The organism is Citrobacter sp. Cpo037 (assembly GCF_030332945.1).
GTDB classification, from domain to species: Bacteria; Pseudomonadota; Gammaproteobacteria; order Enterobacterales; family Enterobacteriaceae; genus Citrobacter; species Citrobacter portucalensis.
Genome location: NZ_JAOWGW010000076.1, coordinates 90,303 through 102,614, shown reverse-complemented (window position 1 = coordinate 102,614; position 12,312 = coordinate 90,303). Strand labels below are relative to the sequence as shown.

The window sequence follows — 12,312 nt, the reverse complement described above, 5'->3', positions numbered from 1 at the left end:
CTCATTCGTAGGCCTGATAAGCGCAGCGCCATCAGGCGTATAACAACAATACCCTACGTGAGGAAACGAGTATGCGTTTGAAGCCATTAGTGACCGCGCTCTGTGCTGGCGCCCTGCTTGCTGCAGCTCCGTTTGTGCAGGCAAAAGAACTGAAATCGATTGGCGTTACGGTGGGCGATCTGGCCAACCCGTTCTTCGTGCAGATCACCAAAGGCGCGGAGCTGGAAGCACGTAAGCTGGCAGGTGATAGCGTTAAAGTAACGCTGGTTTCCAGCGGTTACGATTTGGGGCAACAGGTGTCGCAGATCGACAACTTTATTGCCGCCAAAGTCGACATGATTATCCTTAACGCCGCCGACTCCAAGGGCATCGGCCCGGCGGTAAAACGCGCGAAAGACGCCGGGATCGTGGTGGTTGCCGTTGACGTGGCAGCGGAAGGCGCAGACGCGACCATTACCTCCGATAACACCCAGGCAGGTGAAATGGCCTGTAAATACATTACCGACCGCCTGAAAGGCAAAGGCAACGTCGTCATCATCAACGGGCCGCCGGTTTCCGCCGTCCAGAACCGCGTGGAAGGCTGCCAGACTGAGTTTAAACGCCACCCTGACATCAAGGTGCTGTCGCATAACCAAAACGCCAAAGGCAGTCGCGAAGGCGGGCTGGAGATCATGACCGCGCTGCTGGCGGCGAATCCGAAGATCGACGGCGTATTCGCCATTAACGATCCGACGGCGATCGGTGCCGATCTGGCGGCAAAACAGGCGCAGCGTAGCGAATTCTTTATTGTCGGCGTAGATGGATCCCCAGACGGTGAAGAAGCGCTGAAGCGCGAAAACTCACTATTTGTGGCGACTCCGGCACAAGATCCGCAGGTGATGGCTGCCAAAGCGGTCGAAATCGGCTATGACATATTGCAGGGGAAACCCGCCCCGAAAGAACCCGTGCTGATCCCGGTGACGATGATCGATAAAAACAACGTCGGCAGTTATAAGGGTTGGACGGTTAAATAGCCCGCCACAACAACGCCGGATGGCTGCAAAATGCCCTATCCGGCCTACAAGATCGCTATGAATTTGTAGGCCGGATAAGCGCGGCGCCATCCGGCATTATATTAAGGAGGATTCAGCCGATGAAACGCTCCGCAATAAACGAGATCCTTGGCCACACGCGCCAGTTTTTCTCTCAGCACGACGTGCATCTCCCCCCTTTTGCCAGCTTCCCCCCGACCCAATGGCGCAAGCTTGATGCCACAGCCTGGAGCGAAGTGTTCGACCTTAAGCTCGGTTGGGATGTCACCGCGTTTGGCGGCAACAATTTCGCCGCGCAAGGGTTAACGCTGTTCACTCTGCGTAACGGCTCGCCGAAAGGTATGCCTTATGAAAAATGCTACGCCGAGAAAATCATGCATGTTCGCGATGCACAGGTCACGCCGATGCATTTTCACTGGCGCAAGCGCGAAGACATTATCAATCGCGGCGGCGGCAATTTAATAGTGGAACTGTGGAATGCGGGGATCCGGGAGCAAACGGAGCAGACCGACGTAAGCGTGGTGATTGACGGCTGTCGGCAAACCCATGCGGCAGGCAGTCAGTTGCGCCTGACGCCGGGTGAAAGCATCTGCCTGCCACCGGGCCTGTATCACAGCTTCTGGGCGGAAAAAGGTTTTGGCGACGTGCTGGTCGGCGAGGTTTCGTCTGTTAATGACGACGACCACGATAACCACTTTTTGCAACCGATCGCCCGCTATAACGACATTGAAGAAGACGAACCTGCGCAGCTAGTGCTGTGTAACGAATATCGCCTGTTCCGCTAACCAAGGAGCGCATTATGCCGTTGATATCTCTCGCTGATGGCCTTGCCCATGCCCGTGAGCATCGCTATGCCTTAGGGGCGTTTAACGTTCTGGATTCACACTTCCTGCGTGCGCTGTTTGCCGCGGCAAAGCAAGAACGTTCGCCGTTTATCATCAACATCGCCGAGGTGCACTTTAAATATATCTCGCTGGATTCTCTGGTCGAAGCGGTCAAGTTCGAAGCCGCGCGGCATGACATTCCGGTGGTGCTAAACCTTGACCACGGCCTGCACTTTGAGTCGGTAGTTCGGGCACTACGCTTAGGGTTCAGTTCAGTGATGTTCGATGGCTCCACGCTGGAGTATGAAGAAAATATCCGCCAGACCCGCGAAGTGGTGAAGATGTGCCACGCCGTCGGCGTGTCGGTGGAAGCCGAACTGGGTGCAGTCGGCGGCGATGAGGGCGGCGCGCTGTACGGCCATGCCGACGAGTCGCTGTTTACCGACCCGATGATGGCGCGTGATTTCGTCGACAGAACCGGGATTGACGCGCTGGCGGTCGCCATTGGCAATGCGCACGGCAAATATAAAGGCGAACCGCTGCTCGACTTCCCGCGTCTGGATGCCATTCGCCAGCAGGCGGCAATCCCGCTGGTACTGCACGGCGGTTCCGGCATCAGCGACGACGATTTCAAGCGCGCGATTGAACTCGGCATTCATAAAATCAACTTCTATACCGGCATGTCGCAGGCGGCGCTGTCGGCGGTAGAAACACGGATGGCGAATCGCCAGCCGCTGTACGACGAATTCGCCGAACTGCTGCTCGGCATTGAAGAGGCCATTACCGATACCGTTTCGGAACAGATGCGCATTTTTGGCAGCGCGGGACGGGTCTGATGGAACGCAAAGGCGTTATCGCCGCAGGCAACATGCTGGTCGATCACGTGCATCAAATTGTGCAGTGGCCGGAACGTGGCTGGCTGGCGGAAATCACCCGTAGCGAACGCGCCACGGGCGGTGCGCCGCTTAATGTGCTGCTGACGCTGGCAAAAATGCACACTGGGCTGCCGTTGCAGGCGGTGGGGTTAATCGGTCAGGACAGCGACGGCGACTACATCATGGCGATGCTGGAGCAGTATCACGTTAATCGCCAACACGTGCAGCGCACCACATTCGCCCCCACGTCGATGTCGCAGGTGATGACCGATCCCAGCGGTCAGCGCACCTTTTTCCACTCACCGGGAGCCAATCGGCTACTCGATCTGCCCGCGTTTGAGCAACTGGATACCTCGATGAAAATCTTCCATCTGGGTTATCTGCTGCTGCTCGACAGTCTGGACATGCCGGATGAGGAGTACGGGACGCGTAGCGCACGGCTGCTGACACAAATGCGCGACAACGGCTTTGAAACGTCGCTGGATCTGGTCTCACGCAAGGGCGACCCGCGCTACCAACCACTGGTAATGCCAGCCCTGCGCCATCTCGACTATCTGGTGATTAACGAGCTGGAAGCCGGGGAGTTCAGCGGGCTGGAGATCCGCCAGCCCAACGGCGAACTGCATATTGCGCACATCGCCACCGCCGCACACGAATTATTGAATGCAGGCGTGCGCCAGCGGGTGGTGATCCACTGTCCGGAAGGTGCCTGGGGTGAAGCGCCGGATGTGCCGGGCGTCTGGATCCCGTCGCAGTACCTGGCGCAGGAGGAGATCGTTGGCAGCGTCGGGGCGGGAGATGCGTTTTGCGCTGGATTTTTGTATGGCTGTCATGAGCGTTGGTCGCTGACGGACAGCGTCAGGTTGGCACACGCCTGTGCGCGGGCAAGTTTGCTATGCGCCAACGCGATAGATGGCGCGAAGACGCTGGCAGAGTTAAAAGCAGAAATGGCTGACGCCTGATGCGCTGCGCTTATCAGGCCTACGACCGTATCAGGCCTACGGGGTCGTTTTCGCTTTTGTAGGCCGGATAAGGCGTTTACGCCGCATCCGGCAACTGCACACGATCACGCCGCCTTATCGTGATGTTGCACGTCGGCGGCAAACACATAACCCAGCCCGCGCAGGGTTTTGATCAACATTGGCTGGTGCGGGTTGTTCTCTATTTTTCGCCGCAGCCGCATGATTAACACGTCAATAGTGCGGTCAAACACCTCAACGCTGTCGCTGCGCGTCAGCTCCAGCAGTTGTTCCCGACTCAGCACCCGGCGGGCATTTTGGGCCAGCGCCAACAGCAGGCTGTATTCCCCCTGCGTCAACTCCACCTTCAACTGCTGGGGATTATGCAGCTGGCAACCGGCGGTATCGAGATGCCAGCCATTGAAAGAAAGCCCCGTGGTTTGCGGGCCGCCGCTTTCTGCCGTTAACACGCCAACGCGTCTGAGCACCGCCTTTACCCGAGCTACCAGCACCCGCGCATTGAACGGCTTACCGATATAGTCGTCAGCCCCCATTTCCAGCCCGACAACCACATCCGACTCGCTGCCAAGCCCAGTCAGCATCACCACCGGTAATCCGGGCCTCAACTTCTGCACCTGTTGTAGCACCATCAGGCCGTTAATATCGGGCAACATCATATCCAGTAATACCAGAGCGATATCCGGCTGAGTCTCAATGCAGCGCAGCGCCTCCTGCCCGGTGTGACAGGCGGTCACCGTAAAGACGTGTTCGCTCAGCACATCCTGTAAAAGCGTGCAGACAGCGACGTCATCATCCACAACCAGTATGGCTGGCTTCATTGTTTTTCCCCATTTCTGGCCAACTTAAATGAGTGTGATTGATTCTGCACAGAGTGACAGCGATAAGGCACAAGGATGTGCGGGAAACATAACCTCGGTCACACTGCCGGGGCGTCACGTATTGGAGATTCGTCACGTCAAATATGACGACAGCCTGTTTTTCGTCAGGGTTTTGCGCAAAATTCGCCCGTAATATCGACTAATGCCCCTGATAAAAACATGGCATAAAAGATGCATAACAAAAACGACAAGCGCGTATGCGCGATTTGATTAACTGGAGCGAGACCGATGAAAAAAGTCGTCACGGTTTGCCCATATTGCGCATCAGGTTGCAAAATCAACCTGGTGGTCGATAACGGCAAAATCGTCCGGGCTGAAGCGGCGCAGGGGAAAACCAACCAGGGTACCTTGTGTCTGAAGGGCTACTATGGCTGGGATTTTATCAATGATACCCAGATCCTGACCCCTCGTCTGAAAACCCCTATGATCCGTCGCCAGCGTGGCGGCAAACTGGAATCCGTTTCCTGGGATGAAGCGCTTGATTACGTCGCCAGTCGTCTGAGCGCCATCAAAGCGAAGTATGGCCCGGACGCTATTCAGACGACCGGTTCATCTCGCGGTACGGGTAACGAAACCAACTATGTAATGCAAAAATTCGCGCGCGCCGTTATTGGTACCAATAACGTTGACTGCTGCGCTCGCGTCTGACACGGCCCATCGGTTGCAGGTCTGCACCAATCGGTCGGTAACGGCGCAATGAGTAATGCTATCAATGAAATTGATAACACAGATTTAGTATTCATCTTCGGGTACAACCCGGCGGATTCCCACCCGATCGTGGCGAATCACGTGATTAATGCTAAACGTAACGGGGCGAAAATCATCGTCTGCGATCCGCGCAAAATTGAAACCGCGCGTATTGCCGACATGCACATCGCGTTGAAAAACGGCTCGAACATCGCGCTGCTCAACGCTATGGGTCATGTCATCATCGAAGAAAAACTGTACGACCAGGCGTTCGTCGCCTCCCGTACGGAAGGATTCGAAGAGTACAGCAAGATCGTCGAAGGCTACACGCCGGAGTCCGTCGAAGATATCACTGGCGTTAGCGCGCAGGATATTCGTCAGGCTGCACGTATGTATGCCACGGCGAAAAGCGCGGCAATCCTGTGGGGCATGGGTGTTACCCAGTTCTATCAGGGCGTGGAAACCGTGCGTTCACTGACCAGCCTCGCAATGCTGACCGGCAACCTCGGTAAGCCGAGCGTGGGCGTTAACCCGGTTCGTGGGCAGAACAACGTTCAGGGCGCATGTGACATGGGCGCGCTGCCGGATACTTATCCGGGCTATCAGTATGTGAAAGATCCGGCTAACCGCGAGAAGTTCGCTAAAGCCTGGGGCGTGGAAAGTCTGCCTGCTCATACCGGCTATCGCATCAGCGAACTGCCGCACCGTGCAGCGCATGGCGAAGTACGCGCGGCGTACATCATGGGTGAAGATCCATTACAAACCGATGCTGAACTCTCCGCAGTGCGCAAAGGCTTTGAGGATCTGGAACTGGTCATCGTGCAGGATATCTTCATGACCAAAACTGCCGCTGCCGCAGACGTTATTTTACCGTCTACGTCATGGGGTGAGCATGAAGGCGTATTCTCCGCAGCTGACCGTGGCTTCCAGCGCTTCTTTAAAGCCGTTGAGCCGAAGTGGGATCTGAAAACGGACTGGCAGATTATCAGTGAAATCGCCACCCGTATGGGCTACCCGATGCACTACAACAACACCCAGGAAATCTGGGACGAGTTGCGTCATCTGTGCCCGGATTTCTACGGTGCCACTTACGAGAAAATGGGTGAACTGGGTTATATCCAGTGGCCTTGCCGCGACACCTCAGAAGCCGACCAGGGTACGTCTTATCTCTTCAAAGAGAAGTTCGACACCCCGAACGGCCTGGCGCAGTTCTTCACCTGCGACTGGGTAGCGCCAATCGACAAACTCACTGAGGAGTACCCGATGGTACTGTCTACAGTGCGTGAAGTCGGCCACTACTCTTGCCGCTCGATGACCGGTAACTGTGCGGCGTTGGCCGCGCTGGCGGATGAACCGGGCTATGCCCAGATCAACACCGCCGACGCAGAACGCCTGGGCATCCAGGATGAAGAGCTGGTGTGGGTGAACTCGCGTAAAGGCCGGGTCATTACCCGTGCGGCAGTCAGCGATCGTCCAAACAAAGGCGCGATTTACATGACCTACCAGTGGTGGATTGGCGCATGTAATGAACTGGTGACCGAGAACTTAAGCCCGATTACCAAAACGCCGGAGTACAAGTACTGTGCTGTAAACGTTGAACGCATTGCCGATCAGCGCGCTGCCGAGCAGTATGTCATTGATGAGTACACCAAGCTGAAAGCCAGCCTGCGCGAAAGCGCGATGGGTTAAGCTTCCCCTGACGGCCTCCATTCGGAGGCCGTTTTTTTATGCACATAATCTCTCTATACTGTTCATTCCCTACACTAAATCTAAATATAAGATGAAACGACTTTTCGCCTTGATGGTGTTAATGACATGCTTTGTCCATGCCGAAGAGCCCGGTAGTCAGTTTTTGAAAGCCGCCGAGTCCGGAGACCGACGTGCACAATATTTCCTCGCTGATACCTGGTTTAGCTCAGGCGATTTGGGTCAAGCGGAATATTGGGCGCAAAAAGCCGCCGACAATGGTGATGCCGATGCTTACGCATTGCTGGCTCAGATTAAGATTACCAATCCGGTCAGTCTGGATTACCCCCAGGCCAAAACGCTGGCGGAAAAAGCGACCCAGGCAGGCAGTAAAACCGGGGAAATTACGCTGGCGCGTATTCTGGTCAACACTCAGGCTGGACACACCGATTACCCCAAAGCCATTACCTTGCTGCAAAACGCCTCCGAGGACCTGGAAAACGACTCCGCCGTCGACGCGCAAATGCTGCTTGGGCTGATTTACGCCAACGGCGTGGGTATTCCCGCAGACGATGAGAAAGCGACGTGGTATTTCAAACGTAGCTCTGCCATTTCCCGCACCGGTTATTCCGAATACTGGGCTGGGATGATGTTCTTAAACGGTGAGCAGGGTTTTATCGTGAAGAATAAACAGAAGGCACTGCACTGGCTGAATTTGAGCTGTACGGAAGGATTCGATACCGGCTGCGAAGAGTTTGATAAGTTAACCAATGGGTAGCCGTTGTCGGCCTGATAAGCGTAGCGCCATCAGGCAACCCGGAGAAGGTTGCCGGATGGCGGCGTTGCCTTATCCGGCCTACAAGGCGGTCTTATCAAACTGACCTAATACTTCGCGCTCATAGGCCAACGCTTTTTTGCGGTCAAATTTGTGTTCCCACTTGGAGATAACCAGCACCGCCAGTGCGTTACCCACCACGTTCAGCGCGGTACGCGCCATGTCGAGGATACGGTCAACACCGGCAATAAACGCCAGGCCTTCCAGCGGGATCCCCACGCTGCCCAGCGTTGCCAGCAGCACCACGAATGATACGCCCGGCACGCCCGCAATCCCTTTCGAGGTCACCATCAACGTCAACACCAGCACGATTTCCTGCCACAGCGACAGGTCGATACCATACAGCTGCGCAATAAAGATCGCGGCAATACTCTGGTACAGCGTTGAACCATCAAGGTTGAATGAGTAGCCGGTCGGCACCACAAAGCTGGTGATTGAAGCCGGTGCGCCATAGGCTTCCATCTTCTCGATAATACGCGGCAGTACGCTCTCGGAGCTGGCGGTAGAGTAAGCCAGAATCAACTCGTCTTTCAGAATGCGGATCAGGATCCAGATGCTCAAACCGCAGATACGCGCGACAATCCCCAGCACCACCAGCGCGAAGAACAGGATGGCAAAGTGCACCAACAGCACCAGCTTCGCCAGCGGCCACAGGGAGGCAAAACCGAAGTTCGCGACGGTAACGGCAATCAGCGCGAAAACGCCGACTGGCGCATAGCGCATAACCATGTGGGTCACTTTAAACATGGTTTCGGAAATAGAGCGGAACACGGTAACCAGCGGCTCGCGGTGAGTTGCCGGCAGGGAAGACAAGCCTAAACCGAACAGCACCGAGAAGAAGATAATCGGCAGCATATCGCCTTTTGCCATTGAGGCGACGATATTGGTCGGCACCAGTGACAAAATTGTCCCCATCAAACCATGCGCGTGGCTCTGTACTTCTGCAGTCGTGCTTTGATATTTCGAAATATCCACGGTCGCCAGTTGCGACATATCAATCCCGGAACCCGGCTGGAACACATTAGCCAGCGTGATCCCAAGGATAATCGCCACGGTGGTGATCACTTCGAAATAGAGAATAGTTTTGGCGCCAATGCGGCCCAGCTGTTTTGCATCACCGACTCCGGCGATACCGACAACCAGCGTAGAGATGACAATGGGCACAACGATCATTTTGATCAGATGGATAAAGATATCGCCCGCCGGTGACAGCAGGTTTACAACCAGCCATTCACGGCTGTCACTATGGTAATGCAGGTAACTCCCTAGCAGAATGCCCAGCACCATGGCGATTAGAATCTGCCATGCCAGGCTGACTTTCAAATTTTTCATAACAACGGACTTCCTCGATGGAGCGCTATTCCACATGCGGTGTGTGGGAATAGTACATACTGAAAGGGTATGAATTGTGTTGCGTTCGTTTATGGAGTTTTTTAACGCTTATTATCATTATCATCTGCATGGCATTCCGCGCAACCCTCTAAGAACAGGGCTTTTGGCTGATTTTATGCATAAAAATGCAATTTTATCGCGGTATTGATGAATAACTTTTTGTTATAAAAGAATTTTAATATGTTCAAAAATGAAGAAGTCATGGTGTGAGTTTTTTTCGCCCATTTGTTCGTTTGCCTGTTTTTTAAACAGGCCAAATGATACAAATCACAAAAAAAACAAATTTATTTTTGCCGATTCTGTAATAACTTCGCCATATTAATAGAGTCAACGAGCTGTGCCCGGTTCACCCTCGGCGAGTTTAAATCCATAACCTTTTGCCACACTGAAATAGCCTGGGCGTAGTCTGCCTGCATAAACGCATCTGAGGCTAACAGCATCAGCGCGGTGACCTCTGCCGGGTCCAGCGCCAGAGCCTTATCAATCATCTCGCGAGTGGGCGGCGTCATATGTTGTCCGGCCTGGTAATACAATACCGTTGCCATCGCTGAATAGATCTCAGCATTTTCACCGCCGACACGCAGCGCCTGTTCGTAGGCCAGCAGCGCATTGTGATACGCGTTTTGCCAAAGATAATACTCCCCGAGTTGCGCCCATTTCACGCCGTCCTGTGGATTAGCACGAATCTGCGATTGCAGCAAAAGCAGCTGTTTTTCCTGAATATTTTCATCGGAGAAAGCATGTAAAGGGTCCGCCAGTCGCGTCTGCTCCTGACGAACCGCCTGCCATTTTGGCGTCAACAGGTAGCCTCCAATACAGGCCACAACCATCAGCACCGCCGCAGCGGTCAGTCGCTTCATGGGCATTGGGCGTAACGACGGTTCGCACTGGTTCATTGCTCACCCTCCTCCGTATGCTGACGTCTTCTCACTCGCCAGACCACCACACCTACCAGCAATAACAACAGGCACGGTAACGCCCACAGCAGCAACGTTTGCTCATTCAGCGGCGGATTATAACGAACGAAGTCACCATAACGCTCGGTCATCCATGTCGTGATCTCAGCTTCGCTTTTCCCTTCCGCCACCATGCTATAAACCTGATGGCGCATACTGACCGCTACCGGCGCATTGGATTCCAGCAAGTTTTGGTTTTGACACTGCGGGCAGCGAAGCTGGCTGGCAATGGACAGCGCTTGTTCCTGCTGTTGCGGGTTGGCAAACGTCCATGTGTCCACAACCTGGGCATGGGTAGCGAAAGTGATGAAAAACAGGAGGAGCGTTAAGAGTAAAAATTTTTTGCCGGAAGGCGCTGCGCTTATCCGGCCTACGGTTCGCGCTGCCTGTAGGCCGGATAAGGCGTTTACGCCGCCATCCGGCAACGCTGTTATTAATTTACGCATCACGCTTCCTTCCTCGCCATCCGCTCAGCAGCGCGCCAAAGACCATTAATAGTCCCCCACCCCAAATCCAGCGCACGCCGGTCTGCACGTACAAACGCATGGCATAGCGGTCAGGTCCGGTTTTTTCACCCATTACCGCGTACCAGTCATGCATCAGATTCCAGCGGATCCCCGGCTCCATCATCTGTTGACGGCGCGCGGCATAGAAGCGCCTTTCGGGTTGCAGGCTGCCAATACGTTTCTCATTGTGCCACAGCGTGATCTGCGCTTTTTCACTGGTGTAGTTACCTTTGGCTTCCAGGTCGAGACGCTCAAAACGGAAAATGTAACCCGCCAGTTCAACCTGCTGCCCAGGGCTCAGGTTCAGGCTTATCTCCTGACGGCTACCGCTGGAAAAGACGATCCCCGCCGCAAACATCAGCACCCCGGCATGCGCCAGCAGTGCCGGAAGCTGGATGCGGAAAGACACGTTGCGGCTTCTGACCGTTGCCAGCACGATAACCAGCAGCATCAGCAGGCCAAAGGGCAGCGTAGCACGGTTAAAGTACGGTGCGCCTACGGAGAGCCGTCCCCAGCCGAACAGCCCGTAAATCATCGGGTAGAGCGTGCCAATCAACACAATCAGCAGCACCGCACTAAAGAGCAGCAGCGCAACCAGAATCAGCATCTCGCGTGACCAACCGCCAAAACGTGCATTCTGCCGGACTTGCTGGCCCCGCCAGGCGTACAGCCCGAGCGACGCCAGACTCAACACGGTAAACAGCGCAAACAGCGGCGCGGCGCGGACGTTATCCAGCGCGAAAGCATGCACCGAAACGAGAATGCCGGAACGCACAATCAGCGTCCCCAGCAGCGATAAAATCAGCGTGACGATCGCCAGCAGCAGCGACCAGTGGCGGAAGATTCCGCGCTGGCGCGTGATATACAGGCTATGCAGCAGCGCGCTGGCGGAAAGCCAGGGTAATAAGGAGGCATTTTCAACCGGGTCCCAGAACCACCAGCCGCCCCAGCCCAGCTCGCAATAGGCCCACCAGGAGCCGAGGATAATTCCCAGCGTCAGCGCGCACCAGCCGGGCAGCGCCCAGCGCCAGCACACCCAGGCGCTCTGCGCATTAAAGTCACCACGTAGCAGCGAGGCCAGCGCCACGCCTGCCGCCACCATCAAACCACCGTAACCCAGATACAGCAGAGGTGGATGGAGGATTAACCCGAGATGTTGCAGCATCGGGTTAAGGTCGCGCCCTTCAATGGCTGGCGGGAAGATGCGCACGAACGGATCGGACCATACCACCACAAACAGCAGCAGCAGGGCCGTTATCATTGAAAGGACGCTGAGCGTCAGCGGAAACAGCGCGTCGGTATCACGCCGATAGCGAAGAGCAAACAGCGCGCTCCAGCCGGAAAGAAACAGCACCCACAGCAGCAGCGATCCTTCATGACCGCCCCACACCGCCGCCAGTTTTAATCCCCACGGCAGTAGACTGTAACTGTGCTGAGCAACGTAGACCACCGAAAAATCGCTGGTCAAAAAGCAGAATACCAGAATGGCAAAAGCCAGCAGTAGCAGGGTAAATTGCGCCCACACGCCCACCGTTGCAAGGCGCATCACCCCTTGCCAGCGCTGGCGGACACCCACCAACACGGCAAGCGGGGTCAACACGTTGACCCCAAGGCTTAATAACAGCGCCAGAAAACCGGCTTCAGGAAGGAGAACGTCCAGAT

Annotated in this window: 9 protein-coding genes and 1 pseudogene; 6 read left to right on the top strand and 4 right to left on the bottom strand. The window is 55.3% G+C overall.

The window, feature by feature from the left end; genetic code table 11:
- Positions 1–71 precede the first annotated feature (71 nt).
- From OGX94_RS20320 to OGX94_RS20305, 4 genes are all read left to right on the top strand, one after another.
- Positions 72–1,013: an ABC transporter substrate-binding protein gene (locus OGX94_RS20320; protein WP_003826688.1), complete on the top strand. Its 942-nt coding sequence runs from the start codon at positions 72–74 to the stop codon at positions 1,011–1,013.
- Positions 1,014–1,132: 119 nt separating this feature from the next.
- The gene (locus OGX94_RS20315) at positions 1,133–1,816 is read left to right on the top strand and encodes a D-lyxose/D-mannose isomerase (protein ID WP_003826672.1); all 684 of its coding nucleotides are present in this window, start codon (positions 1,133–1,135) and stop codon (positions 1,814–1,816) included.
- Positions 1,817–1,830: 14 nt separating this feature from the next.
- Positions 1,831–2,691 carry a ketose 1,6-bisphosphate aldolase gene (locus OGX94_RS20310; protein ID WP_003826670.1) on the top strand — a complete coding sequence of 287 codons (861 nt, stop codon included), beginning with the start codon at positions 1,831–1,833 and terminating at the stop codon, positions 2,689–2,691.
- The gene (locus tag OGX94_RS20305; protein WP_257662344.1) at positions 2,688–3,692 is read left to right on the top strand and encodes a carbohydrate kinase family protein; all 1,005 of its coding nucleotides are present in this window, start codon (positions 2,688–2,690) and stop codon (positions 3,690–3,692) included. Before OGX94_RS20310 ends, OGX94_RS20305 begins: the two co-directional genes overlap by 4 nt.
- A 104-nt stretch (positions 3,693–3,796) precedes the next feature.
- Here the strand turns inward: OGX94_RS20305 and OGX94_RS20300 are convergent, their stop codons facing one another.
- Complete coding sequence (locus OGX94_RS20300) at positions 3,797–4,528, bottom strand: response regulator (protein ID WP_206160242.1); 732 nt, start codon at positions 4,526–4,528, stop codon at positions 3,797–3,799.
- A gap of 288 nt (positions 4,529–4,816) precedes the next feature.
- Here OGX94_RS20300 and fdhF point away from each other — a divergent pair, with 288 nt between their 5' ends.
- Together fdhF and yjcO are read left to right on the top strand one after the other, a co-directional pair.
- Positions 4,817–6,964, top strand: a complete 2,148-nt coding sequence (gene fdhF / locus OGX94_RS20295; protein ID WP_081003612.1) for a formate dehydrogenase subunit alpha — start codon at positions 4,817–4,819, stop codon at positions 6,962–6,964.
- A 91-nt stretch (positions 6,965–7,055) separates the two neighbouring features.
- On the top strand, positions 7,056–7,739 hold the full coding sequence (gene yjcO, locus OGX94_RS20290) for a Sel1 family TPR-like repeat protein YjcO (protein ID WP_257662325.1): 684 nt from the start codon (positions 7,056–7,058) through the stop codon (positions 7,737–7,739).
- Between the two features lie 78 nt (positions 7,740–7,817).
- Here yjcO and gltP read toward each other — a convergent pair whose 3' ends face one another.
- The 3 genes and pseudogenes from gltP to nrfF all read right to left on the bottom strand — a co-directional run bounded on the left by gltP (position 7,818) and on the right by nrfF (position 12,310).
- A complete protein-coding gene (gltP, locus tag OGX94_RS20285; protein ID WP_003826659.1) occupies positions 7,818–9,128 on the bottom strand; it encodes a glutamate/aspartate:proton symporter GltP in 1,311 nt (436 codons plus the stop codon).
- 344 nt (positions 9,129–9,472) lie between these two features.
- Entirely contained in the window at positions 9,473–10,084 is a 612-nt protein-coding gene (nrfG, locus tag OGX94_RS20280; protein WP_149335865.1) for a heme lyase NrfEFG subunit NrfG, read from the bottom strand.
- A pseudogene (nrfF, locus tag OGX94_RS20275) lies at positions 10,081–12,310 on the bottom strand (heme lyase NrfEFG subunit NrfF). The gene nrfG and the pseudogene nrfF overlap by 4 nt, the downstream one beginning before the upstream one ends.
- Positions 12,311–12,312 lie beyond the last annotated feature (2 nt).

Coding starts and splice junctions, on each gene's coding strand:
- OGX94_RS20320 (WP_003826688.1), top strand. CDS start 72: ATGCGTTTGAAGCCATTAGTGACCGCGCTCTGTGCTGGCGCCCTGCTT.
- OGX94_RS20315 (WP_003826672.1), top strand. CDS start 1,133: ATGAAACGCTCCGCAATAAACGAGATCCTTGGCCACACGCGCCAGTTT.
- OGX94_RS20310 (WP_003826670.1), top strand. CDS start 1,831: ATGCCGTTGATATCTCTCGCTGATGGCCTTGCCCATGCCCGTGAGCAT.
- OGX94_RS20300 (WP_206160242.1), bottom strand. CDS start 4,528: ATGAAGCCAGCCATACTGGTTGTGGATGATGACGTCGCTGTCTGCACG.
- yjcO (WP_257662325.1), top strand. CDS start 7,056: ATGAAACGACTTTTCGCCTTGATGGTGTTAATGACATGCTTTGTCCAT.
- gltP (WP_003826659.1), bottom strand. CDS start 9,128: ATGAAAAATTTGAAAGTCAGCCTGGCATGGCAGATTCTAATCGCCATG.
- nrfG (WP_149335865.1), bottom strand. CDS start 10,084: ATGAACCAGTGCGAACCGTCGTTACGCCCAATGCCCATGAAGCGACTG.